The organism is Saccharopolyspora antimicrobica (assembly GCF_003635025.1).
Taxonomy (GTDB): Bacteria; Actinomycetota; Actinomycetes; order Mycobacteriales; family Pseudonocardiaceae; genus Saccharopolyspora; species Saccharopolyspora antimicrobica.
On the sequence record NZ_RBXX01000002.1, the window covers coordinates 1,195,688 to 1,220,640 of the forward strand.

The window sequence follows — 24,953 nt, forward strand, 5'->3', positions numbered from 1 at the left end:
GTCAGCCGGGCTGCGGGCTCGTCACCACCAGTGGTGGAAGTGGTGCACCGGGCCGTGGCCGTGGCCGACGTCCAGCCGCCCGGACGCGCGCAGAGCCTCGGTCAGGTAGTCCTTGCTCTCGCGCACCGCCGTCAGCCAGTCCGGGCGCTGCGGACGCAGTGCGGCGATCGCCGCCGAGAGGGTGCAGCCGGTGCCGTGATCGTTGGTGGTCACGACCCGCTCGCTGGTCAGGAACTCGGCGATCCCGTCGCCGTACAGCAGGTCCACACTGGACTCGCCGGAGAGGTGGCCGCCCTTGAGCAGCACCTGCTTGGCGCCGAGCCCGGCCAGCCGTTCGGCCTGCGCGGGCATGCCGTCGACGTCGGCGAGCTCGGCTTCGCCCAGCAGGTCCGCCGCTTCCGGCAGGTTCGGGGTGATCAGGTCGACCCGGGGCAGCAGTTCGTCGCGCAGCGCCCCGACCGCCTCCGGCGCGAGCAGCCGGTCGCCGCTCTTGGCGACCATGACCGGATCCAGCACCACGTTCGGCGGCGCGTAGCGGTCCAGCACCTCGACCACCGCGCGGATCACCTCGGCGTTGGCCAGCATGCCGATCTTGACCGAGTCCACCCGCACGTCGTCGAGCAGCGTGACCAGCTGCGCGGTGATGAACTCCGGCGGCACCTCGTGCACCTCGGCCACCCCGGTGGTGGTCTGCGCGACGAGCGCGGTGATCACCGACATGCCGTAGGCGCCGTGCGCCGAGAACGCCTTCAGATCAGCCTGGACTCCGGCGCCACCGCTGGGATCGGTGCCCGCGATGGTCAGCACGTTCGGAACCATGACGTCCCTCCGCTAGTACGAGCTAGGTCAGGTTCAACGGGTCTGTTCTCAGCCCGGCAAGCCGGGCACCCCGCGTCACTCGCACCAACCTAACCCGGACACCACCGGTCAGTCGATGAGCCCCACGACCGCACCCGCGCAGAGCACCTCGCCGGCGCGCACCTGGTGCCAGAGCGTCCCGGTGGCCAGCGCGGGAACCCAGCCGACGAGATCCCCCGCCGACCGGACCTCGGCCAGCCGGTCCCCGACGTGCACGGCGCTCCCGTCCGCTGCCAGCCACCGCACCAGCACCCCGCGCACCGGAGATCGTCCCGCCGGACGACGCCCCAGCGCTGGGAACAGCAACTCGGTCATCCCCGCCCCCCTCCGAGAGCAACCCAGCATCACTCCGGCCGTCCGCACCAACAAGACCGCCGGACCGCCGCCCCACCGATGGACCAGCGGAAACCAGGAGGAACGCGGCAATCCCGGCCTATCCGGCGAGGTGCCGCCGGAACCACGCGGTCAGCCCGGCGTCGACCTCCTTCGCGGGCGGCAGCTGCGGAGCGGGCTCGATGCCGGGCTCCTCGGCGAGCGGATGCGCCAGCCCGGGGATCGGCAGCAGCTCGGCCCCGTCGCCCAGCGCGGCGACGAGATCGGCCGCGTCGTCGCGGAACGCGGGGTGGTCCAGCTCCCCGCTGACGGCCAGCAGCGGTGCGCGGCCGGCGATGCGGTCGGCACCGGCGACGAAGTCCAGGACGTCGGCGACCTGCTCCGATTCCGCGTCGTAGGGGTAGTCGCCGGGGAACAGGTCGATGACCGAGCGCATCCGGATGGCGCCGTTCACCAGCGCGGCAGCGAAGACCGGGATCTCCGTACCGGCGAGGACGTTCAGCGCGACCGCGCCGCCCAGCGAGCCGCCGAGCACGCCGATCGGGCCGTCGTCGACCGGCAGCTGCTCGCGGATCGACGCCAGCGCGGCCGGGAACTCCTCGGTCGCCTGCCGGACGAACGGGTGCATCGCGGCCATCAGGACGTCCTCCTGCAGCAGCGCGATGGCGGCGTCCATGCTGCCGTCGACCATGCGCGCCCCGAACATCGGCATGCCGAGGTGCACCCGCCAGGCGGGCACGTCGCGCATCGGCAGCGCGGCGGCGAAGGCGGCGTCCGACCGCGGCGCATCCAGCATGTGCCAGGTGACGATCAGCGGCGCGGGCCCATCGCCGGCCGGGGGCAACGCGGTGAACGGCACGCCAGCGGCGGTGCCGGTGATCGGTCCCGCCTCACAGTGCCGCCTCTCCGCGTTTTTCAGCGGTGGTTGCGTCCGGATCAATCTCGCGTTTCGCGGTTTCTTGTGGTCGGGTTGCATCACGGTCCCCTGAGGTGCGGTTGAGCAGAACTTGACACAACGGGTGTCATGGGAGCCACCGTAGGTCCGCTCCCTGGATTCCGGAATCGGTTTTGCGACCAGCGGAAACCCGCGCCGCGGCCCGGCCGCTCACCGAAAGCGATCGATTTCACAGCGTGAAGGGGCCCACCGGTAGGCAAGGCGCCCCTTGCCCGCGGACTAAACTCGGTGACGATGGAAACCACGACCGATGCTCCGAGCTTCGCCCGTTCCCGGCGGCCCCGCCGACCGGAGGATCCCGCGCGGATCTGGGCACCGCTGGCGGACCTGACCGACGCCGCGGTCGACGCGGCCGGCTCCGGGACCGTGGCGATCACCCGCGGCTTCGACCGCAACAGCCGACAGCGCGCCAAGGCCCTGCGCGAGCTGCTGGACCAGCGCGGCGTCCCCGCGATCGAGGTCACCCCGGCTCCGGGCAGCGACCGGCTGCTGACCGGCGTCGACGTCACCGCGGTGGTCAACCTGATCGGCGCCGGATCGTGGCAGCCCTACCGCGTGGCCGCGCAGCTGCGCGCCCCGGTGCTCACCCCGAAGCCGGGTGAGACCGCGGCCGAGCCGGTCACCCGCGACGTGATCGCGCTGGTCGGTGACTCGGGTCGGCGCGACGTGGCCATCTCGCACATCGCGGTGCGCTCCGAGGACCCCGCGGCCAGCCGGCTGACCGTCACCCACGGCGGCGAGCAGCTGACCGTCGCCGGTGGCTGGCTCACCGTCGCGGTGCAGGGGCACGAGCTGCAGGTGCAGGTCGGCGGCGCGGACGTCGCCGAGCAGACGATCACTGCGGGCGAGGTCCGGGTGGAGACCTTCGACGCGCCGCACCGGCTGGTGCGCGACGAGCTGCCCATCGCCGACTTCGAAGGTGCGGTCACCTTCACCGCCGAGCCCGAAGGACTCGTGGTCCGGCCGGTCTGATCTTCCCGATCACCAGGGGCGCCGGGCGATCGCCCGGCGCCTTTTCGGTTCCTGAACTGGGGTTTTTGGAATATTCCGCAGAATCCCGTCACGGCTGCCGCGCTGCGGCGTCTCTCGATCAACACGCGCGGGGGACGCGCGAACCGCACAGGGGAGGCTGGGGATCCGTGGAGCCCACCAAGGAATGGCACGTGAGCTGCCGCGACGTCGCCGGGAGGCGGCGCGACATGTCGGTGTTCATCAACCAGGGCGACATCGTGCTGGTGGCGCCGCCGGGCGAGACGGCGGTGCTGTCACCGCTGGAGGTGGGGCGGCTGCGAGCCGTGCTGCGCGATGCGGTGGTGTCGGCCGCCGACCTGGACTGACCCGGTCCGGCCCTTTCCAGTTCCGATCAGTTCGAGTAAGTATCTACTCTCGGGTAGCCGCCGACCGGGAGGTGGATGCGTGAGCGCGTCGAGGCAACGGATCATGGCCGTGGTCAATCGGTTGACACCGGGCATGCACACGTTGTTCGTGCTGGCCAAGCGAGGCGTGCTCCGCCCCTTGCGCCCGGACAAGGTGCTGCGGATCGTCCGCGCCTGGCGGCACTGGGGCATCACCCCGCCGCTGGGCTTCGCGGTCGGCGCCGTGCGCCACCCGGACCGCCCGGCGGTGATCGACGAGCGCGGCGCTCTCAGCTACGCCGAGCTCGAACAGCGCACCTCCCGGCTGGCCAACGGCCTGCGCAAGCGCGTCAAGCGCGGCACCCGCGTCGGCGTGCTGTGCCGCAACCACCACGGGCCGGTCGAGACGATCGTCGCCGCGGCCAAGCTCGGCGTGGACGTGGTGCTGCTCAACACCGGGCTGACCGGCCGCCAGCTCGCCGACGTGATCGCCGAGCAGCAGGTCGGCGTCCTGGTCCTGGACGCCGAGTTCCGCGCCCAGCTCGCCGAGCTCCCGGCCGAGGTCGACCAGATCCTGGCCTGGACCGAGGGCACCACCCGGCGCGACACGCTGGAGCACCTGATCGCCACGTCCTCGCCGCGGCGCCCGGCCCGGCCGCGCAGGCACGCCCGGATGATCGTGCTGACCTCCGGCACCACCGGCACGCCCAAGGGCGCCCGCCGGCCGGACCCGCCCAGCCTGTCGCCGGCCGCCTCGATCCTGTCCCGGCTCCCGCTGGACAGCGGCGAGCGGATGCTGGTCAGCGCGCCGCTGTTCCACACCTGGGGCCTCGCGGCCTTCCAGCTGGGCGCCGTGCTCGGCGCGACGCTGGTGCTGCGCCGCAAGTTCGAGCCCGAGGAAGCGCTGGCCTCCGTGCAGCGCAACCGGTGCACGGCGGTGTTCGCCGTGCCGGTGATGCTCCAGCGCCTCCTGGACCTGCCCGAGCAGGTGCGCGACCGCTACGACCACAGCACGCTGCGGATCGTGGCGAGCAGCGGTTCGGCGCTGCCCGCCGATCTGGCCACCCGATTCCAGCGCGCCTTCGGCAACGTGCTCTACAACCTCTACGGCTCGACCGAGGTGTCGTGGGTGAGCATCGCCACCCCGCAGGACCTGCGCGCGGCACCGAGCTCGGCGGGCCGTCCGCCGCGGGGCACGACGGTGCGCATCCTCGCCGAGGACGGCAGCCCGGTGGAGCGCGGGACGACCGGGCGGATCTTCGCGGGCAACGACATGCTCTTCGAGGGCTACACCAACGGCAGCGGCCGGGAGACCCGCGACGGCCTGATGTCCACCGGTGATCTCGGGCACATCGACGCCTCCGGCAGGCTGTTCGTGGTCGGCCGCGAGGACGACATGATCATCTCCGGTGGCGAGAACGTCTACCCCAAGGAGACCGAGGACGTCATCGCGCGCCTGCCGGAGGTCTCCGAGACCGCGGTGATCGGCGTGGACGACCCGGACTTCGGCCAGCGGCTCGCCGCGTTCGTCGTGCTGCGCCCGGACCAGGAGCTGGCGGCCGAGGAGCTGCGCGACCGGATCCGCGACCGGCTGCCGAAGTTCGCCCTGCCGCGCGACGTGGTGTTCCTGGCCGAGCTGCCGCGCAACGCCACCGGCAAGGTCGTGCCCCGCGAACTGCGCGATCGGCTGAGCGGATGAGCCGGACGGATGCACGATCACGCCTCGTGGCGAGTTAGGCTGCCTCGGGTGAATGACCGTCTAGTGTGGATCGACTGCGAAATGACCGGTCTCGATCTCGGCAAGGACGCGCTGATCGAGATCGCCGCCCTGGTCACCGATGCGGACCTGAACATCCTCGGGGAGGGCGTGGACATCGTCATCCACGCCGATGACGAGGCCCTGGCCGGGATGCCCGACGTCGTCCGCGAGATGCACGACCGCTCCGGGCTCACCGACGAGGTGCGCCGCTCCTCGGTGACCATGGCCGAAGCCGAGCAGCAGGTGCTGGACTACATCCGCCAGCACGTCCCGGACGGGCGGTCGGCGCCGCTGGCGGGCAACTCCATCGCCACCGACCGCGGCTTCATCGCCCGCGACATGCCGCGACTGGACGCCCACCTGCACTACCGGATGGTCGACGTGTCGTCCATCAAGGAGCTGTGCAGGCGCTGGTACCCGCGGATCTACTACGCGCAGCCGGAGAAGGGCCTGGCGCACCGCGCGCTGGCCGACATCCGGGAGTCGATCCGCGAGCTGGCCTACTACCGCCGCACCGCGTTCGTCCCGCAGCCCGGCCCGACCAGCGAGCAGGCGCACGCGGTGGCGGCCGAGCTGCTCGCCGCCGACGGCATCGCCAAGACCTCCGACCAACCGGAAAACGGCCGCTGACCAGCAGCGGTGCCGCTAACCGGAGCCCGCGGAAAACGGCGTGACACCGCACGCTAGTATATGTGCGTTGCTCCGGAAGGCGGTCTCGCTGAGGCCCGATTCCGAGCAGCCGAGGTGGGTGTAGCTCAGTCGGTAGAGCACTGGGTTGTGGTCCCAGGTGTCGCGGGTTCGATTCCCGTCACTCACCCCAAAGCCGAATGAGGCCTGATTCCCGCGGGAATCAGGCCTCATTCGCTTTTCCGGATTCGAGGGCATCGAGTGAACGGCTCCACCGCTCCCGCTGCTGCTCCAGCCAGTCGCCCACCGCGGCGAGCCGCTGCGGCTCCAGGTGGTAGATCCGCCGCCGCCCCTCCGCGCTCACCCGGAACACACCGCTTTCGACGAGGATCGCGAGGTGCTGCGAGACAGCGGGCCTGGAGATGCTGAGGTCAAGATCTCCTGTCCCGGACGCGAAGAGGGCCCTGTTCCGGCTGGAACAGGGCCCTCTCGGCGCTGATGGCTCAGCGGGTCAGCGGTTGCCCGCCACCCACTGGTCCCACGGGATCTGCCAGTCCCCGAAGCCGTCCCAGGACCGCAGGTCCGGGCCGCCGGAGTTGGTGATCTCCACGATGTCGCCCTTCTTGAGCAGGTCGTAGACCCACTTGGCGTTGTCCATGCTCATGTTGATGCAGCCGTGGCTGACGTTGCTGTTGCCCTGCTGCGCCACCGACCACGGCGCCGCGTGCAGGAACTCGCCGCCGTTGGAGATCCGGACCGCCCACTTCACCTCGGTGCGGTAACCGCCCGCCTCGAGCGGCAGGCCGTAGGTGGTGGAGTCCATCACCTTCGTGGCGTGGTGCTCGGTGACCACGTGCACGCCGTTGTTCGACGGGAAGGACGGCTTGCCCAGCGACACCGGCATGGTCCGGATCACCTGGCCGTTCTTCTCGATCGACATCTGGTGCGAGGCGCCGTCGGCGCGCAGGATCACCGCGTCGCCGATGGTGATGGTGGCCTTGCGGTCCTCCTGGCCCCAAGCGCCGTTGCCGAGGTCCCGCCCGAAGACGTCGACGTCGATGGTCACCTTGGTGCCGGGCTTCCAGTACTCCTTCGGCCGCCAGTGCACCTCGCGGCTGTTGAACCAGTAGAACGCGCCCTCCACCGCGGGCTCGGTCTGGATCTTGATGGCCGCTTCGGCCTTCGCCTTGTCCGGTGCCGGGGCGTCCTTGCTGAAGTAGAACGCCAGCGGCTGCCCGACGCCGACCGTCTGCCCGTCGAGCGGGTTCATCGACACGTAGCTCTGCTTGCCCGGCGAAACCGTGGTGAAGGTGGACTGCTGGGTGATCGCCGGCCCGCTGGCACCCTGCGCCGTCACCTCCAGCGTGTAGGTCTTGCCGTAGCCGAGCTTCTCCCCCGCGGTCCAGCTCGCCCCGTCCGGCGAGATGGTGCCGCCCACCTGCTTGTTCTCGGTGTTGGTGAGCACCGCGTTCACGATCCGGCCGTTCGCCACCTTCGCCGTGATCGGCTCGGCCGGGGACACGTCCTTCGCCCCGTTCAGCGGCGCCAGCTCCAGCGTCGGCGCCGGCGGCACCTCGTCGGAGCCCGAGCCGGTCCCCGAACCACCGGATCCACTACACCCCGCGACCAACAGCGCCACCACGCCGAAGATCAACATCGTCAACAGCCGCGAAACCCTCACGGGACCCCCGACCGGATTACGCCACTCCCTCATGAGCAACAGTCCGTCCGCTTAGAAGCACAACTAACCCCTGTGAACAGTGTGCCGCAAGGTCCCGACGGGGGACGAAGAGACCAGGCGTACACCCTGTGTGATCCGCGCAGGCCGACCACCTGCCCAACAGACGCACGACCCACACCGAGGGTTGCTCGGCAACTCCGACCAACCCGCCGCACCGCCAGATCCACCCCCCGGTTCAGAGCCCTCGCGAGCCGTGCTAATGTTTTCCGTGTCGCGAGGGAGACCGCAGCGACAGGCCAGCGCCAATAGCTCAACTGGCAGAGCAGCTGACTCTTAATCAGCGGGTTCGGGGTTCGAGTCCCTGTTGGCGCACTCGATATGTGGAACGCCCTGCTCACGCGGGGCGTTTCGCATTTCTGCATATCTCGTCATGATTTTGGGGGGTCGAACCCCCCAAGCCCCCCACGGCGCGGGGGCTGCGCATCGCTTTTGCCTTGCGATGAGTGACGTACCCGACCTGGGTTTCCCTTCGAATACCCCGCGGATCGGAGCAGACCTGGGTCGTGCTAGTCTTCTCGTGTCGCGAGGGAAACCGAAGCGACAGGCCAGCGCCAATAGCTCAACTGGCAGAGCAGCTGACTCTTAATCAGCGGGTTCGGGGTTCGAGTCCCTGTTGGCGCACTCGATATGTGGAACGCCCTGCTCACGCGGGGCGTTTCGCATTTCTGCATATCTCGTCATGATTTTGGGGGGTCGAACCCCCCAAGCCCCCCACGGTGCGGGGGTTGCGTGCCGGGTTCGCCTTGCGTTGGGTGGGGTGCCCGGCCTGGGCGGCTTGCCCTTCAGGTGTGCCCTCAGAGGATCGTGGTGCTGGTTACTCTTGTGGGGTTAGGCCTGAGGTTCTCAGGGTGATGTTGAGGCGGCCTGTCCTCATTCCTATGTTCGGGGCCGTTCTCGGGGTTGTCCTCAGGATTCCGTGGTAGGCGAAGCGGGCCGGGCCGCCGAAGACGAAGAGGTCACCCGAGGTCAGGATGAGGTCCCGGTAGGGTTTCGTCCTGGTTCGCGCGTTGCCGAAGCGGAAGGCCGCTTCGTCGCCGAGGCTGAGGGAGATCACCGGGGCTTCGCTGCGCTCGTCCTTGTCCTGGTGCATGCCCATCTTGGCGTTCTCGTCGTAGAAGTTGATCAGGGCCACGTCCGGGGCGTAGTCGTCCGCCGGGCGCTGGTAGGCGTCGGCCAGCGCTCTCCTGCCCAGATCCGCCAGCCAGTCCGGGAAGGGCATCACCGGAGTGCCGTCCTCGAGGGTCTTCGAGTAGCGGTACGGGATCCAGTGCCAGCCCAGGCAGACCGTGCGGACCGACATCACGCCGCCGGTGGGCAGCTTCGGGGAGCGCATGCCCGCCCGCGCCCACTCCCGGCAGGCTCGCACCAGGTGCCGCTGCTCCTCCAAGCCCAGCCAGTCCGGGACGTGGACCGCGCCCGGGGCGATCTCCTCGCGGGTGCGCGGGATCAGCGAATCCATCGCCGCTCCTCTCCCATCACCTGATCATCTTCGCAGGTAGCGGTGACAGTGAGCACTGCCTCAATGCTGGATCGAGCTCGATCGTCAGGTTAGGCTCACCAAACTTCAGTATCGAGTGAACAGGTGGGAAGCACCATGCTCCGTCCCCGTCGACTGCTCGCGGCGGTCACCGTCGCGCTAGCCCTGGGCAGCGCCGCCGCGTGCGGCACGCCGGCCTCCGAACAGCCCGCCGCGCCGGAATCCGGTGCGCGCGTCATCACGCACGCGAAGGGGCAGACGACGATCACCGGCACGCCGCAACGGGTCGTCGTGCTCGACACCGGCGAACTCGACGCGGTGCTGGCGCTGGGCATCAAGCCGGTCGGCACCGTGCTGCCCGACGCCAACAAGAACCTCCAGCCCTATCTGGCCGAGAAGGCGGGCGACATCGAGATCGTCGGCACCATCGGCTCCCCCAACCTGGAGAAGATCACCGCGCTGCAGCCCGACCTGATCCTGTCCAGCAAGATCCGCGACGACGAGAACTACGAGGCGCTGAGCAAGATCGCGCCGACCGTGTTCGCCGAGACCGTCGGCAAGACCTGGAAGGAGAACTTCCTGCTCGACGCCGACGCGCTGGGCAAGAAGGCCGAGGCGCAGCAGATCCTGGACGCCTACCAGCAGCGCGCCGCCGAGATCGGCAGGCAGGTCGGCGATCCGGGCGCGCAGCGGATCAGCATGCTGCGGTTCATCCCCGGCGACATCCGGCTGTACAACAAGGGCTCGTTCATCGGCACGATCCTCGCCGACGCGGGCTTCAGCCGTCCCGCCAACCAGGAAGCCGACACGACGCACACCAAGATCAGCCGCGAGCAGATCGCCCAGGCCGACGGCGACCAGCTGTTCTACGCGGCCTACGGTGACAGCGCCCGGGAGCAGATGAACGACGTCGTCGGCTCGGTGCAGTGGACGACCCTCGGCGCGGTCCGCGCGGGCAAGGCCGTCGAGGTCTCCGACGACACCTGGTTCCTCGGTCTCGGCCCGATCGCGGCGAACCTGGTCCTCGACGACCTCCAGAAGCACCTCGCGCAGCGCTGACCGGCGGGCTCCCGGCCGCCCGACACCGGCGGCCGGGAGTCCAACACGCCGATATCTGCCCGTTCACATCAGCCCCAAACCCAACATGTAGTGTGTCGCTCGCTGGTGGTTCACCGGAGCGATCCGGTGAGGCAAGAGGGAACCCGGTGCGAATCCGGGACTGCCCCGCAGCGGTGAACGGGAACGACCGTCGTGACCCGGCCGCCCACTCCGGGTGGCGGGTAAGAGCACTGGGCCAACGCCTGGGAAGCCACGACCAGTAGGCCGCCCGTGAGTCCGAAGACCTGCCACCGGTGCACGCGAATGTGGCGTGCTGTCCGGGACCTCGAGGGCGGGTCCGAGCGGATGATCGGCGGCAGGCGGCCGCCGAGGTCTGCCTGCGCGCGCTCGTGGTCTACCGAGCTCGCGAGGGAGAAGACCAGTGACGGCGACACTCAACGACTGGACCGAGGTGTCCACCGCGGTCCACCAGGCCTGCGCCGGATTGCCCGGCGTGTCCGCCGAAGCCGTGCTCGACGAGGTGCGGCGCACCGGTTATGCGGGGATCAGCGATGACGAGCTCTCGCTGGCCCAGATCATGGCGGCCCGCACCCTGATCGAGACCGAACCGAACTACTCGCAGGTCACCGCGCGCCTGCTGCTGAACCGGATGCGCCGGGAAGCGCTGGAATTCCTCGGCGTGGACCCGGGTTCGGACTACGCCGAGCACTTCGCCACCTACGTGCGGCGCGGCATCGAGCTGGAGCAGCTGGACCCGGAGCTGGCCGCCTTCGACCTCGACCGGCTGGGCCGCGCGCTGTCGACCGAGCGCGACCTGGAGTTCGGCTTCCTCGGCCTGCAGACCCTCTACGACCGCTACTTCCTGCACGAACGCGGTGCGCGGTACGAACTGCCGCAGGCGTTCTTCATGCGCGTGGCGATGGGCCTGGCGCTGCGCGAGGACGACCGCGAGGCCCGCGCGATCGAGTTCTACCGGCTGCTGTCGTCGTTCGACTTCATGTGCTCGACGCCCACGCTGTTCAACGCGGGCACCACCCGGCCGCAGCTGTCGTCCTGCTTCCTGACCACGGTGGACGACGACCTGTCCGGCATCTTCCACTCGATCAGCAACAACGCCCTGCTGTCGAAGTACGCCGGCGGCCTGGGCAACGACTGGACCCCGGTGCGGGGCATCGGCGCGCACATCAAGGGCACGAACGGCAAGTCGCAGGGCGTGGTGCCGTTCCTGAAGATCGCCAACGACACCGCGGTGGCGGTCAACCAGGGCGGCAAGCGCAAGGGCGCGGTCTGCGCCTACCTGGAGACCTGGCACATCGACGTCGAGGAGTTCCTCGACCTGCGCAAGAACACCGGCGACGACCGGCGCCGCACCCACGACATGAACACCGCGAACTGGGTGCCCGACGAGTTCCTGCGCCGCGTCGAGGGCGACGAGCAGTGGACGCTGTTCTCCCCCGACGAGACCCCGGACCTGCACGACCTCTACGGCGCGGCGTTCGCCGAGCGCTACCGCGCCTACGAGCAGGCCGCCGACCGCGGCGAGATCGCGGTGTTCAAGCGGGTCCGCGCGGTCGAGCTGTGGCGGCGGATGCTGACCATGCTCTTCGAGACCGGCCACCCGTGGATCACCTTCAAGGACCCGTGCAACCTGCGGTCGCCGCAGCAGCACACCGGCGTGGTGCACTCCTCGAACCTGTGCACCGAGATCACCCTGAACACCAGCGCCGACGAGGTCGCGGTGTGCAACCTCGGCTCGATCAACCTGGCGCACCACGTCACGGCCGACGGCATCGACGCCGAGCGCCTGGAGCGCACCACCCGCACCGCGGTGCGGATGCTGGACAACGTCATCGACATCAACTTCTACACGATCCCCGAGGCCCGCCGTTCCAACCTGCGGCACCGGCCGGTCGGCCTGGGCCTGATGGGCTTCGCCGACGCGCTGTTCGTGCAGCGCATCGCACCGTCGTCGCAGGCGGCGGTGGAGTTCGCCGACCGCAGCATGGAGCTGATCAGCTACCACGCGATCAGCGCGTCCAGCGGGCTGGCGGCCGAGCGCGGCCGCTACGAGACCTTCGACGGATCGCTGTGGAGCAAGGGCGTCCTGCCCATCGACTCGCTGGAGCTGCTGGCCGAGGCCCGCGGCGGCGACGTCGACCTGGACCGTTCGTCCACACTGGACTGGGCGGCGCTGCGGGAGCGCGTCGTCCGCGACGGGATGCGCAACTCCAACGTGATGGCCATCGCGCCGACCGCGACGATCGCCAACATCTGCGGCGTCAACCAGTCCATCGAGCCCGTCTACCGGAACCTGTACGTCAAGGCGAACATGTCCGGCGACTTCACCGTGGTCAACCCGCACCTGGTCGCCGACCTCAAGCGCGCCGGGCTGTGGGACGAGGCCATGGTCGCCGACCTGAAGTTCCACGACGGCAGCCTGCTGCCGATCGAGCGGATCCCGCAGGAGCTCAAGGAGCTCTACGCCACCGCGTTCGAGATCGAGCCGCACTGGCTGGTGGAGGCCGCGGCCCGTCGGCAGAAGTGGATCGACCAGGCCCAGTCGCTGAACCTCTACGTCGCCTCGCCCAGCGGCCGCAAGCTCGACGAGCTCTACCGGCTGGCCTGGCGCAAGGGCCTCAAGACCACGTACTACCTGCGCTCCACCAGCGCCACCCACGTGGAGAAGAGCACCCTGCGCGGCACCGACGGCAAGCTCAACGCCGTCCCCACCGCAGTTCCCACGGCCTCGGCCGGAGCCGCCTGCTCCATCGAGGACCCCGACTGCGAAGCCTGCCAGTAACGCCCCACCCGGGTCCCAACCGCAATTTCAATGGAAATCGCACCTCCGATTTCCATTGAAATTGCGGGGACCCGGGCGCGCGGACCTCACTGCACGCACGAAAACCCCTGGAGCACTACAGCATGACCTCCCTGCACTCCCCCTCCTCCGCCGGTCTCGGTGAGATCGACCGCGACGGCGGCCGCGTCGACGTCAGCGAGAAGGCGATGATCAACGCCCGCGCCGACGTCAACCAGCTGCTGCCGCTGAAGTACAGCTGGGCGTGGGACAAGTACCTCGCCGGCTGCAACAACCACTGGATGCCGACCGAGATCTCCATGCAGGCCGACATCGCGCTGTGGAAGTCCACCGACGGGCTCACCGACGACGAGCGCCTGATGCTCAAGCGCAACCTCGGGTTCTTCGCCACCGCCGAATCCCTGGTCGCCAACAACATCGTGCTCGCCGTCTACCGGCACATCACCAATCCCGAGTGCCGCCAGTACCTGCTGCGCCAGGCCTTCGAGGAGGCCGTGCACACGCACACCTTCCAGTACATCTGCGAGAGCCTCGGCCTCGACGAGGGCGAGCTGTTCAACATGTACCGGGAGATCCCGTCGATCGCCGACAAGGACTCCTGGGCGCTGCAGTACACCCAGAGCCTGGAGGACCCGGACTTCGCCACCGGCACCACCGAGGCCGACCAGGCGTTCCTGCGCGACCTGGTGGCCTTCTACGTGATCTTCGAAGGCATGTGGTTCTACACCGGCTTCGCGCAGATCCTCGCGCTGGGCAGGCGGAACAAGATGGTCGGCATCGCCGAGCAGTACCAGTACATCCTGCGCGACGAGTCGATCCACCTGAACTTCGGCATCGACTGCATCAACCAGATCAAGCTCGAGAACCCGCACCTGTGGACCCCGGAGTTCCAGGCCGAGATCCGCCGGATGCTCACCGAGGCCTGCGAGCTGGAGATCGCCTACGGCCGCGACACCATGCCCCGCGGCATCCTCGGCATCAACGCCGAGCTCTGCGCCCAGTACATGCACTTCATCACCAACCGCCGCTGCGACCAGCTCGGGCTGGAGCCGGTGTTCCCGGAGGCGGACAACCCGTTCCCGTGGATGTCGGAGGCGATGGACCTCAAGAAGGAGAAGAACTTCTTCGAGACGCGGGTCATCGAGTACCAGTCCGGCGCCTCGCTGTCCTGGGACTGACCCGCGCGCGGTGCGCGGTCCGGCCCGGGCCGTGCACCGCCGAACCCGTGGCCACGTCCACCCCGTTCTGAAACCATCCTTCCCAGGACTGATCGGCCGCGTCCCGACGCCGGCGGCCGGTCGCACCGAACCGGGAGGGCGAATGATCATCTTTGGGTTCCGGCGGAGCGTCCGGCGCCTGGGCAGTCTGCGGCTGGACTGCCCAGGCTGCCGCGGGAATTACGCGATGACTCTCAACAAGGGAGTCACCAAGTTCACCCTGTTCTTCATCCCGCTGTTCCCGACCCGCACGCGCTACGCGCTGACCTGCACCTGGTGCGGCACGACCGCACCGATCGGCAAACGGGAGGCCGAGAGCCTGAAGACACAGCTCCAGGGCTGATCAGCCGCACACCGCGCCTTCGGCCGCCGAACCGACCAGCCTCGCGTACTTGCCGAGAACGCCGTGGCGGAAGCGGGGTTCCGGTGGCGTCCAGGTCTCGCGCCGCCGCCGGAGCTCGGCCTCGTCCACCAGCAGGTCCAGGGTGCGGGCGGCGAGATCGAGCCTGATCGGATCGCCGTCCCGCACCAGCGCGATCGGCCCGCCGTCGGTGGCTTCCGGTGCCACGTGCCCGATGCACAAACCCGTCGTACCGCCGGAGAACCGGCCATCGGTCACCAGCAGCACGTCCTTGCCGAGGCCGGCGCCCTTGATCGCACCGGTCACCGCGAGCATCTCCCGCATTCCCGGGCCACCGCGCGGTCCCTCGTAGCGGATGACGACGACGTCCCCGGGCTTGAGCGAACCGTCCTCCACCGCGTCCATCGCGCCCTGCTCGCCGTCGAAAACCCGTGCTGTGCCGTCGAACCGCGCGAAGTCGAACCCGGCGCTCTTCACCACCGCACCATCGGGGGCCAGCGAGCCGCGGAGGATCGTCAGCCCGCCGGTCGGGTGGATCGGATCCGAGAGCCGGTGCAGCACCTCGCCGTCCAGCTCCGGCGGCTGCAACTCGGCCAAGTTCTCCGCGACCGTCCGCCCGGTCACCGTCAGGCAGTCGCCGTTCAGCAGCCCCGCGTCCAGCAGTGCCTTCATCACCACCGGGACACCGCCGATGCGGTCCACCGCGGACATCACGTACCGGCCGAACGGCTTGACGTCCGCGAGGTGCGGCACCCGGTCGCCGATCCGGTCGAAGTCGTCCAGCGCCAGGTCGACGCCGGCCTCACGGGCGATGGCGAGCAGGTGCAGCACGGCATTGGTCGAGCCGCCGAAGGCCATCACCACCGCGATCGCGTTCTCGAAGGCCTCCTTGGTCAGGATCCGCCGGGCCGTGATGCCGTTCTCCAGCATGCCGATCACCGCTCGCCCGGCAGCCCGGGCGCTGGCATCGCGGCGCCGATCCACCGACGGCGGGCTCGCCGAACCCGGCATCGACATGCCCAGCGCTTCCGCCGCGCACGCCATGGTGTTCGCCGTGTACATCCCGCCGCACGCGCCTTCACCCGGGCAGATGGCCCGCTCGATGCGATCCACCTCCTCCCTGGAGATCAGGCCGCGAGCACAGGCGCCGACCGCCTCGAAGGCGTCGATGATCGTCACCTCCCGGTCGTCCACCCGCCCGGGCAGGATGGAGCCGGCGTAGACGAACACCGAGGCGAGGTCGAGCCGGGCCGCCGCCATCAGCATTCCCGGCAGGCTCTTGTCGCAGCCCGCGAGTAGGACGGTTCCGTCCAGCCGCTCGGCCTCCACCACGGTCTCGACCGAATCGGCGATGATCTCCCGGGACACCAGGGAGTAGTGCATGCCGACGTGCCCCATCGAGATGCCGTCGGACACCGAGATGGTGCCGAACTCCATCGGGAACCCGCCGGCCTCGTGCACCCCGTCCTTGGCCGCGCGCCCGAGCCGCTGCAGGGACAGGTTGCACGGGGTGATCTCGTTCCAGGAGGACGCGACCCCGATCTGCGGCTTGGCGAAGTCGTCGTCCTGCATGCCGACCGCGCGCAGCATCCCGCGCGCCGCGGCCCGCTCCATCCCCTCGGTGACCTCGCAGCTCCGGGGCTTCAGAGCGCGCTGACGTTCGGTGAGCTTCGAAGCATCCACACCAGGACTGTAGGCGCGCACGCACCGGGGATGCTCGTCGACGAACCGGAGGCGGTGCTCCGTCCGCGCCCGTGGTCGGGGTTCCGAGGTGCGGGCGAAGTGTTACCGGGGATAGCAGAAGGGCCCCGTTCCCTGGACGGAATCGTCCGGGAACGGGGCCCCTCTCAATTAGTGTGTCGGCGGTGTCTTACTCTCCCACACCCTGTCGAGTGCAGTACCATCAGCGCTGGGGAGCTTAGCTACCGGGTTCGGAATGGGACCGGGCGGACCCTCCCCGCCATCGCCACCGACAACCCTAAAACCCACAACGTGGGCAAACCACAGGTCGTCACCGTATCGATGACACACACATATTCTGTTAAGCCTGACCAACAACCATGGTTGTTGTCTCAGACACCATATAGTGGGTGCGAGCAATCTTCGTGAACAAGTCCTCGGCCTATCAGCACCAGTCAACTCCACACATTACTGTGCTTCCATATCTGGCCTGTCAACCCAGTCATCTACTGGGGGCCTTACCCCACAAAGGGTGGGAGACCTCATCTAGGAACAGGCTTCCCGCTTAGATGCTTTCAGCGGTTATCCCTCCCGAACATAGCCAACCAGCCACGCCCTTGGCAGAACGACTGGCACACCAGAGGTTCGTCCATCCCGGTCCTCTCGTACTAGGGACAGCCTTCCGCAAGTCTCCTACGCGCGCGGCGGATAGGGACCGAACTGTCTCACGACGTTCTAAACCCAGCTCGCGTGCCGCTTTAATGGGCGAACAGCCCAACCCTTGGGACCAACTCCAGCCCCAGGATGCGACGAGCCGACATCGAGGTGCCAAACCATGCCGTCGATATGGACTCTTGGGCAAGATCAGCCTGTTATCCCCGGGGTACCTTTTATCCGTTGAGCGACACCGCTTCCACCAGCCAGTGCCGGATCACTAGTCCCTGCTTTCGCACCTGCTCGACCCGTCAGTCTCACAGTCAAGCTCCCTTATACACTTACACTCAACACCTGATTGCCAACCAGGCTGAGGGAACCTTTGGGCGCCTCCGTTACCCTTTAGGAGGCAACCGCCCCAGTTAAACTACCCACCAGGCACTGTCCCCGATCCGGATCACGGACCCGAGTTAGATGCCCAGAACGACCAGAGTGGTATTTCACCAACGACTCCACACCCACTAGCGTGAATGCTTCACAGTCTCCCACCTATCCTACACAAGCCGAACCAAACACCAATACCAAGCTATAGTAAAGGTCCCGGGGTCTTTCCGTCCTGCCGCGCGAAACGAGCATCTTTACTCGTACTGCAATTTCACCGGGCCTGTGGTCGAGACAGCGGAGAAGTCGTTACGCCATTCGTGCAGGTCGGAACTTACCCGACAAGGAATTTCGCTACCTTAGGATGGTTATAGTTACCACCGCCGTTTACTGGCGCTTAAATTCTCCGCTACACCCTTACGGGTTCACGGGTCCTCTTAACGTTCCAGCACCGGGCAGGCGTCAGTCCATATACATCGCCTTACAGCTTCGCATGGACCTGTGTTTTTAGTAAACAGTCGCTTCTCCCTGGCCTCTGCGACCACCACCAGCTCCCACCGCAAGGGTGTTCACCAGCAATGGCCCCCCTTCTCCCAAAGTTACGGGGGCAATTTGCCGAATTCCTTAACCACAGTTCACCCGACCGCCTCGGTATACTCTACCTGACCACCTGTGTCGGTTTCGGGTACGGGCCATGCACACACTCGCTAGAGGCTTTTCTCGACAGCATGGGATCACTCACATCACCACAACGGCTACGCATCACCCCTCACCCACATGGTGTGCGGATTTGCCTACACACCGGGCTACAGGCTTACACCAGTACAACCACTCACTGGCAGAGCTACCCTCCTGCGTCACCCCATCACTTAACTACCGCCCAATCAGGTCCCATGCATCCTTAATCATCATCCGAAGAATCAGAAAAAGAACGGATGGTTAGTATCAAAGGTTTCGCTATGGACGCGTATGCACGGGTACGGGAATATCAACCCGTTATCCATCGACTACGCCTGTCGGCCTCGCCTTAGGCCCCGACTCACCCTGGGCGGACGAACCTTCCCCAGGAACCCTTGGTCATCCGGCGGAAGAGATTCTCACTCTTCACTCGCTACTCATGCCTGCATTCTCACTCCCACACACTCCACAACACCTTCCAGTGCTGCTTCACCGCGTGCAGGACGCTCCCCTACCCAACAACACTAATGTGCTATTGGCATGGCTTCGGCGGTGCGCTTCAGCCCCGCTACATTGTCGGCGCAGGACCACTTGACCAGTGAGCTATTACGCACTCTTTCAAGGATGGCTGCTTCTAAGCCAACCTCCTGGTTGTCTCAGCGATCCCACATCCTTTCCCACTAAGCGCACACTTAGGGGCCTTAGCCGATGCTCTGGGCTGTTTCCCTCTCGACGATGAAGCTTCTCCCCCACCGTCTCACTGCCACGCTCAACTCAGATGTATTCGGAGTTTGGCTGATCTCAGTAACCCGCGAAGGCCCATCAACCAACCAGTGCTCTACCCCACCCAAGCAACACGCAACGCTGCACCTAAATGCATTTCGGGGAGAACCAGCTATCACGGAGTTTGATTGGCCTTTCACCCCTACCCACAACTCATCCCCCAGGTTTTCAACCCTGGTGGGTTCGGGCCTCCACACGGTCTTACCCGCGCTTCACCCTGGCCATGGGTAGATCACTCCGCTTCGGGTCTACACCACGCGACTCAGACGCCCTATTCAGACTCGCTTTCGCTCCGGCTACCCCCAACGGGTTAACCTCGCCACGCAGCAGTAACTCGCAGGCTCATTCTTCAAAAGGCACGCCATCACAACTGCTAAGGTTGCTCTGACGGTTTGCAGGCACACGGTTTCAGGAACTCTTTCACTCCCCTCCCGGGGTACTTTTCACCATTCCCTCACGGTACTATCCACTATCGGTCACCAGGAAGTATTTAGGCTTAGCGAGTGGTCCCGCCAGATTCACAGCACCCTCCACGGAAACGCTGCTACTCGGGAACACCATCACACGCATGAATCGCATTTTCGCCTACCGGGCTCTCACCGTCTACGGCCAGGTTTCCCAACCTGTTCAACTAACACGAAACACCACGCTGAGACGTCGGTAGCCGCCTCCAACAGTGCCCCACAACCCCGCACACGCAACCCCTACCAGGTATCCCACGCGCACGGTTTAGCCTCCTCCGCTTTCGCTCGCCACTACTCACGGAATCACCAGTGTTTTCTCTTCCTACGGGTACTAAGATGTTTCACTTCCCCGCGTTCCCCCTCATACCCTATACATTCAGGCATGAGTAACCCGACATCACTCGGGCTGGGTTTCCCCATTCGGACACCCTCGGATCACAGCTCGGTTGACAGCTCCCCGAGGACTATCGCGGCCTCCCACGTCCTTCATCGGCCCCTGGTACCAAGGCATCCACCATGTGCCCTACATAACTTGGCCACAAAGATGCTCGCACCCACTATACAGTTCTCAAACAACAACCAGAAGACAACACCCACACACCCAGTGCGCGGTTAGCGTGTTCTCTCAGATACCCAACAGCGGACCGTTTCGTTCAACGTTAGTGTGTTCCACAATCCATTGAGCGTCACGGCAGAGGAACGTGTGCCCTCTACACCGTGAACACTCCACCAGACTCAATGTCCAGCGGGGTGTTTGTTGCTCCTTAGAAAGGAGGTGATCCAGCCGCACCTTCCGGTACGGCTACCTTGTTACGACTTCGTCCCAATCGCCAGTCCCACCTTCGACCACTCCCCCCACAAGGGTTGGGCCATGGGCTTCGGGTGTTACCGACTTTCATGACGTGACGGGCGGTGTGTACAAGGCCCGGGAACGTATTCACCGCAGCAATGCTGATCTGCGATTACTAGCGACTCCGACTTCACGGGGTCGAGTTGCAGACCCCGATCCGAACTGAGACCGGCTTTAAGGGATTCGCTCCACCTCACAGTATCGCAACCCTCTGTACCAGCCATTGTAGCATGTGTGAAGCCCTGGGCATAAGGGGCATGATGACTTGACGTCATCCCCACCTTCCTCCGAGTTGACCCCGGCAGTCCCCCACGAGTCCCCGGCATAACCCGCTGGCAACGTAGGGCAAGGGTTGCGCTCGTTGCGGGACTTAACCCAACATCTCACGACACGAGCTGACGACAGCCATGCACCACCTGTACACCAACCACAAGGGAAACCCCCTCTCAGGGGCTGTCTAGTGCATGTCAAACCCAGGTAAGGTTCTTCGCGTTGCATCGAATTAATCCACATGCTCCGCCGCTTGTGCGGGCCCCCGTCAATTCCTTTGAGTTTTAGCCTTGCGGCCGTACTCCCCAGGCGGGGCGCTTAATGCGTTAGCTACGGCACGGAAACAGTGGAACCCATCCCCACACCTAGCGCCCAACGTTTACGGCGTGGACTACCAGGGTATCTAATCCTGTTCGCTCCCCACGCTTTCGCTCCTCAGCGTCAGTATCGGCCCAGAGACCCGCCTTCGCCACCGGTGTTCCTCCTGATATCTGCGCATTTCACCGCTACACCAGGAATTCCAGTCTCCCCTACCGAACTCAAGTCTGCCCGTATCCACCGCAAGCCAGGAGTTAAGCTCCCGGTTTTCACGATAGACGCGACAGACCGCCTACGAGCTCTTTACGCCCAATAAATCCGGACAACGCTCGCACCCTACGTATTACCGCGGCTGCTGGCACGTAGTTAGCCGGTGCTTCTTATACACCTACCGTCACCCGAAGGCTTCGTCGATGTCGAAAGAGGTTTACAACCCGAAGGCCGTCATCCCCCACGCGGCGTTGCTGCGTCAGGCTTTCGCCCATTGCGCAAGATTCCCCACTGCTGCCTCCCGTAGGAGTCTGGGCCGTGTCTCAGTCCCAGTGTGGCCGGTCACCCTCTCAGGCCGGCTACCCGTCGTCGCCTTGGTAGGCCACTACCCCACCAACAAGCTGATAGGCCGCGGGCTCATCCTGCACCGCCGGAACTTTCCACACCCCACCATGCGGTGAAGTGTCATATCCGGTATTAGACCCCGTTTCCAAGGCTTATCCCAGAGTGCAGGGCAGATTGCCCACGTGTTACTCACCCGTTCGCCACTCATCCACACCCGAAGGTGCTTCAGCGTTCGACTTGCATGTGTTAAGCACGCCGCCAGCGTTCGTCCTGAGCCAGGATCAAACTCTCCAACAATGCTGTTGAACAATCCCAGCAGACACTCAAACCCGAAGGCGAGCGTCATACTCAAAGAAACCACCAACCAAAACCACGTTTGGTCGGGGGCATTAAAGAACACTAACCAAAACAGTCCGCTGTTGAGTTCTCAAAGAACACACCCACACCATCACCACCGGCCATTTCAAAACCAGCAAGCTCCGGGGAGCATTTCCTCTGTTCGCTTTCGTGTTTACCACTCTAGACCATCCCGTTTTCCGGAGTCAAATCGGGGGGTCACTCTCGTTTCCCGCGTCCAATTCGTTATCTACCGGATATCGAAGCGGTCTGTAGTTTTCAACACGTGCAAGCGTTTCGCATTTTCAAAGTCTTGCCGTTTCGGGCTCACCCACTCTACCACCGTTCGTGGGAGCTTGGTTCGTGACCCCGTGTCAGGCCCGTTCCGGTTTTCCCGGCCCGTGTCGCTCTGACTCGTAGAACTTTACAGACCCCCGAACACCCCCTGAACACCACCCCCCTTTAAAGGTCATCTCCGCAGGTCAGAGCCGATCTTCAGGCCTCAGCGGCGAGGCTCTCCCGGAGTGCTGTTGATGTCCACGTTCGTGTGGTCCTGCTTCGTCACCGCGACTCGTCCCCCGCGCGCAGGTAGCCTGCCAGGCGACCGTCAGAACGGGGGTACGCAGTGGACTCGACGCCGATCTACACCGAGCTGCGAAAGACTCTGATGGACCCGGAGGACCGGAACTGGGGTCCGAGCTCTCCTCCGGAGTTCGCCGCTGCGCTGACGGATCGGGTCGAGCGGCCCAAGGCCGAGTCAAAGAAGTCGGCGCGCTCCACCCCCGGTCAGCGCGCTCGCTCCCGGCGGCACCGCGCCGAGGACTAGGCCCCGGCCAGCCGGCGTTCGCGCTGCCGCTCCGGGTCCGGCACCGGGACCGCTGCCAGCAGGCGCTGCGTGTACTCGTGCTCCGGGTTCCCGAGGACCTGCGCCGTGTCGCCCTGCTCCACCACCTGGCCGCGGCGCATGACGGCCACCCGGCGGGCGAGCATGTTGACCACGGCAAGGTCGTGGCTGATGAACAGGCAGCTGAAGTTCAGCCTGGCCTGCAGCGACTGGAACAGCTCCAGGACCGCGTCCTGCACCGAGACGTCCAGCGCGCTGGTCGGCTCGTCGGCGATCAGCAGTTCCGGTTCCAGCGCCAGGGCGCGGGCGATGCTGACGCGCTGCCGCTGACCACCGGAGAGCTCGTGCGGGTAGCGCTGGCGCCTCGACGCGCCCAGCTCGACCGCGTCGAGGAGTTCGTCCACCCGCTTGTCGAGCTCCCTGCCCCGCGCGACGCGGTGCAGGCGGAGCGGTTCGGCGATGCTGTCCGCGATGCTGATCCGGGGATCCAGGGACGAGCCCGGGTCCTGGAAGACGATGCCGATGTTGCGCCGCAGCGGGCGCAGACGCCGGGCGGGCAGCCGGCTGATGTCCTGGCCGTTGAGCACGATCCGGCCTTCGGCCGGCGTCAGCAGGCGGGCCGCGCACTTGCCGACGGTGGACTTCCCGGAGCCCGACTCGCCGACCAGCGCGAGGACCTCGCCCCGGTCGATGCGCAGCGATACGCCGTCCACCGCGCGCTGGCCGCCGTAGGTGACCACCAGGTCTTCGACGACGAGCACCGGTTCGGCCGGTTCCGCCTCCTCGCTTTTCCCGATCTCCAGCCTGGGCACCGCCGCGAGCAGCGCTTCGGTGTACTCGTGCTGGGGCGCGCGGAACAGATCGGCCGCGGCGGCCTCCTCGACCACCTCGCCGCGGTACATCACCACCACCCGGTCGGCGAGGTCGGCGACGACGCCCATGTCGTGGGTGATCAGCAAGATCGTGGTGCCCAGCCGGTCGCGCAGGTCGCGCAGCAGGGCCAGGATCTCGGCCTGGACCGTCACGTCGAGCGCGGTGGTCGGCTCGTCGGCGATCAGCACCTTCGGCTCGCAGGCCAGCGCCATCGCGACCATCACGCGCTGCCGCTGACCGCCGGAGAGCTGGTGCGGGTAGTGCTTGAGCCGTCGCGCCGGTTCCGGGATGCCGACCAGGTCGAGCAGCTCCACCGCGCGCTCGCGGGCCTTCGCGCTGGTGGTGCTGGTGTGCAGCCGGATCGCCTCGACGAGCTGCCAGCCGATGGTGAACACCGGGTTCAGCGAGGTCATCGGCTCCTGGAAGATCATCGCGATGTCCTTGCCGCGGACCCGGCGCAGCTCCTGCTCGCCGAGCTCGGCGCCGTCGAGCTCGATGCGCCCGGTGACCTCGGCGGTGCGCGGGAGCAGCCCCAGCGCGGACATCGCGGTCACGCTCTTGCCGGAGCCCGACTCGCCGACCACGGCCAGGATCTCGCCGGGCGCGACGCCGAAGCTGATCCCGCGCACCGCCTCGGCGGTGCCGTCCTCGGTGCGGAACCGAACCCGCAGGTCGGTGAAGGAAAGCACGTCGCTCATCGGTTCCCCTTCGGGTCCAGGGCGTCCCGCAGGCCGTCGCCGAGCAGGTTGAAGCCGAGGGTGGCGAGCACCACCGCGATGCCGGGGAAGACCACCAGCCACGGGGCCTGCGTGAAGTAGGTCTGCGCGGACGAGAGCATCACGCCCAGCGACGGGGTGGGCGGCTGCACGCCGAGGCCGAGGAAGGACAGCAGCGCTTCGCCGATGATGGCCTGCGGGATCGCCACCGTGATCTGCACCAGCAGGGCGTTCACCGAGTTCGGCAGGATGTGCCGGAACATCGCCGTGACTCCGGACGCACCGGCCGCCACGCTGGCGGTCACGTAGTCCTCGCCGGCCAGCCGCAGGGTTTCGCCGCGCACCACCCGGATCAGGTTCGGCACCTGGGACAGGCCGATCGCGATCGCCGCGTTCACCATCGAGGCGCCCATGACCGCGGCGAGTCCGACGGCCAGCACCAGGAACGGGAAGGCCAGCAGCGTGTCGGTGATGCGGGAGACCACGGAGTCGACGACGCCGCGGTAGTAGCCGGCGATCAGGCCCAGCGGCACCGCCACCACGACGGCGAGCAGCACCGAGAGCACGCCCACCACGATCGACGCGCGGACGCCGTAGAAGATGCGGGAGAGCTGGTCGCGGCCCAGTTCGTCGCTGCCCAGCGGTGCGGCCAGCGACGGCTGCTGCAGGACCTCGTCGAAGTTCACCGCCGCCGGATCGCTCGGTGCGATCAGCGGTGCGGCCAGCGCCACCAGCACGAACAGCACCGACAGGACGAGGCCGACGACGCCGGTGCGGTGCCGCAGCAGGCGGCGCAGCACGCGGCGGGATGCTGCCCCGCCTCTCCGCGATTCACAGTGGTGGTTGCGTTCGGCAGTGACCTCGCGTTGCGGGGTTTCTTGTGGCTGGTTTGCGTCACGTTCCCCTGAGGTGCGGTTGTGCAGGGCTCGGGTTGGTTCAGAGCCGGGATTACTCATGCGGACACCTCCGAACGCTCCCCTGAGGTGCGGTT

At 66.7% G+C, this 24,953-nt stretch carries 17 protein-coding genes, 3 tRNA genes, 3 rRNA genes and 2 riboswitches; of the genes, 11 read left to right on the forward strand and 12 right to left on the reverse strand.

Annotated elements, in window-relative coordinates; translation table 11 throughout:
• Positions 1 to 21: 21 nt before the first annotated feature.
• The 3 genes from thiD to ATL45_RS06215 form a co-directional block, all read right to left on the reverse strand.
• Positions 22 to 819, reverse strand: a complete 798-nt coding sequence (thiD, locus tag ATL45_RS06205) for a bifunctional hydroxymethylpyrimidine kinase/phosphomethylpyrimidine kinase (protein ID WP_093149885.1) — start codon at positions 817 to 819, stop codon at positions 22 to 24.
• A riboswitch (TPP riboswitch) is annotated at positions 807 to 902 on the reverse strand. (Overlaps the previous gene by 13 nt.)
• 25 nt (positions 903 to 927) lie before the next feature.
• Complete coding sequence (locus ATL45_RS06210) at positions 928 to 1,173, reverse strand: biotin/lipoyl attachment domain-containing protein (RefSeq protein ID WP_093149881.1); 246 nt, start codon at positions 1,171 to 1,173, stop codon at positions 928 to 930.
• 118 nt (positions 1,174 to 1,291) lie between these two features.
• Positions 1,292 to 2,050: an alpha/beta hydrolase family protein gene (locus ATL45_RS06215; protein WP_439332439.1), complete on the reverse strand. Its 759-nt coding sequence runs from the start codon at positions 2,048 to 2,050 to the stop codon at positions 1,292 to 1,294.
• 330 nt (positions 2,051 to 2,380) lie between these two features.
• Here ATL45_RS06215 and ATL45_RS06220 point away from each other — a divergent pair, with 330 nt between their 5' ends.
• From ATL45_RS06220 to ATL45_RS06240, 5 genes are all read left to right on the forward strand, one after another.
• Positions 2,381 to 3,118 (forward strand): hypothetical protein, encoded by a 738-nt coding sequence (locus ATL45_RS06220; RefSeq protein WP_093149877.1) that lies wholly within the window; start codon positions 2,381 to 2,383, stop codon positions 3,116 to 3,118.
• A gap of 167 nt (positions 3,119 to 3,285) precedes the next feature.
• Entirely contained in the window at positions 3,286 to 3,483 is a 198-nt protein-coding gene (locus ATL45_RS38750; protein WP_093149874.1) for a hypothetical protein, read from the forward strand.
• A 79-nt stretch (positions 3,484 to 3,562) separates the two neighbouring features.
• Positions 3,563 to 5,200: an AMP-binding protein gene (locus ATL45_RS06230; RefSeq protein ID WP_246025185.1), complete on the forward strand. Its 1,638-nt coding sequence runs from the start codon at positions 3,563 to 3,565 to the stop codon at positions 5,198 to 5,200.
• A gap of 48 nt (positions 5,201 to 5,248) precedes the next feature.
• Complete coding sequence (gene orn / locus ATL45_RS06235; protein WP_093149867.1) at positions 5,249 to 5,890, forward strand: oligoribonuclease; 642 nt, start codon at positions 5,249 to 5,251, stop codon at positions 5,888 to 5,890.
• A gap of 114 nt (positions 5,891 to 6,004) precedes the next feature.
• Positions 6,005 to 6,080 (forward strand) — tRNA-His (locus tag ATL45_RS06240).
• Positions 6,081 to 6,110: 30 nt separating this feature from the next.
• Here the strand turns inward: ATL45_RS06240 and ATL45_RS06245 are convergent.
• Both ATL45_RS06245 and ATL45_RS06250 read right to left on the reverse strand, forming a co-directional pair.
• Entirely contained in the window at positions 6,111 to 6,251 is a 141-nt protein-coding gene (locus ATL45_RS06245) for a hypothetical protein (RefSeq protein WP_246025186.1), read from the reverse strand.
• A 147-nt stretch (positions 6,252 to 6,398) separates the two neighbouring features.
• Positions 6,399 to 7,544: a L,D-transpeptidase gene (locus ATL45_RS06250; protein WP_246025792.1), complete on the reverse strand. Its 1,146-nt coding sequence runs from the start codon at positions 7,542 to 7,544 to the stop codon at positions 6,399 to 6,401.
• Positions 7,545 to 7,867: 323 nt separating this feature from the next.
• Between ATL45_RS06250 and ATL45_RS06255 the strand changes: the two genes are divergently transcribed.
• Both ATL45_RS06255 and ATL45_RS06260 read left to right on the forward strand, forming a co-directional pair.
• Positions 7,868 to 7,940 (forward strand) — tRNA-Lys (locus tag ATL45_RS06255).
• A gap of 236 nt (positions 7,941 to 8,176) precedes the next feature.
• Positions 8,177 to 8,249 (forward strand) — tRNA-Lys (locus ATL45_RS06260).
• A 193-nt stretch (positions 8,250 to 8,442) separates the two neighbouring features.
• On the opposite strand, the gene ATL45_RS06265 is transcribed toward ATL45_RS06260, so the two are convergent.
• The gene (locus tag ATL45_RS06265) at positions 8,443 to 9,087 is read right to left on the reverse strand and encodes an alpha-ketoglutarate-dependent dioxygenase AlkB family protein (protein ID WP_093149860.1); all 645 of its coding nucleotides are present in this window, start codon (positions 9,085 to 9,087) and stop codon (positions 8,443 to 8,445) included.
• Between the two features lie 135 nt (positions 9,088 to 9,222).
• Between ATL45_RS06265 and ATL45_RS06270 the strand changes: the two genes are divergently transcribed.
• The 4 genes from ATL45_RS06270 to ATL45_RS06285 all read left to right on the forward strand — a co-directional run bounded on the left by ATL45_RS06270 (position 9,223) and on the right by ATL45_RS06285 (position 14,542).
• A complete protein-coding gene (locus tag ATL45_RS06270; protein ID WP_093149857.1) occupies positions 9,223 to 10,164 on the forward strand; it encodes an ABC transporter substrate-binding protein in 942 nt (313 codons plus the stop codon).
• 89 nt (positions 10,165 to 10,253) lie between these two features.
• A riboswitch (cobalamin riboswitch) is annotated at positions 10,254 to 10,470 on the forward strand.
• A 115-nt stretch (positions 10,471 to 10,585) separates the two neighbouring features.
• Positions 10,586 to 12,964: a ribonucleoside-diphosphate reductase subunit alpha gene (locus ATL45_RS06275; protein ID WP_246025187.1), complete on the forward strand. Its 2,379-nt coding sequence runs from the start codon at positions 10,586 to 10,588 to the stop codon at positions 12,962 to 12,964.
• Positions 12,965 to 13,086: 122 nt separating this feature from the next.
• Complete coding sequence (locus tag ATL45_RS06280) at positions 13,087 to 14,160, forward strand: ribonucleotide-diphosphate reductase subunit beta (protein WP_093149852.1); 1,074 nt, start codon at positions 13,087 to 13,089, stop codon at positions 14,158 to 14,160.
• A gap of 226 nt (positions 14,161 to 14,386) precedes the next feature.
• Positions 14,387 to 14,542: a zinc ribbon domain-containing protein gene (locus ATL45_RS06285; RefSeq protein ID WP_246025188.1), complete on the forward strand. Its 156-nt coding sequence runs from the start codon at positions 14,387 to 14,389 to the stop codon at positions 14,540 to 14,542.
• Here the strand turns inward: ATL45_RS06285 and ilvD are convergent, their stop codons facing one another.
• The 6 genes from ilvD to ATL45_RS06320 all read right to left on the reverse strand — a co-directional run bounded on the left by ilvD (position 14,543) and on the right by ATL45_RS06320 (position 24,762).
• Positions 14,543 to 16,243: a dihydroxy-acid dehydratase gene (gene ilvD / locus ATL45_RS06290; RefSeq protein WP_093149846.1), complete on the reverse strand. Its 1,701-nt coding sequence runs from the start codon at positions 16,241 to 16,243 to the stop codon at positions 14,543 to 14,545.
• Between the two features lie 174 nt (positions 16,244 to 16,417).
• Positions 16,418 to 16,534 (reverse strand): 5S ribosomal RNA (gene rrf, locus ATL45_RS06295).
• A 131-nt stretch (positions 16,535 to 16,665) separates the two neighbouring features.
• Positions 16,666 to 19,738: ribosomal RNA gene (locus ATL45_RS06300) — 23S ribosomal RNA — on the reverse strand.
• A 230-nt stretch (positions 19,739 to 19,968) separates the two neighbouring features.
• Positions 19,969 to 21,490, reverse strand: a 16S ribosomal RNA gene (locus tag ATL45_RS06305).
• The 16S, 23S and 5S rRNA genes sit together here, the layout of an rRNA operon.
• Before the next feature lie 861 nt (positions 21,491 to 22,351).
• Entirely contained in the window at positions 22,352 to 23,944 is a 1,593-nt protein-coding gene (locus ATL45_RS06315) for an ABC transporter ATP-binding protein (RefSeq protein ID WP_093157762.1), read from the reverse strand.
• Positions 23,941 to 24,762, reverse strand: a complete 822-nt coding sequence (locus ATL45_RS06320) for an ABC transporter permease (protein WP_246025189.1) — start codon at positions 24,760 to 24,762, stop codon at positions 23,941 to 23,943. Before ATL45_RS06320 ends, ATL45_RS06315 begins: the two co-directional genes overlap by 4 nt.
• Positions 24,763 to 24,953: the final 191 nt, after the last annotated feature.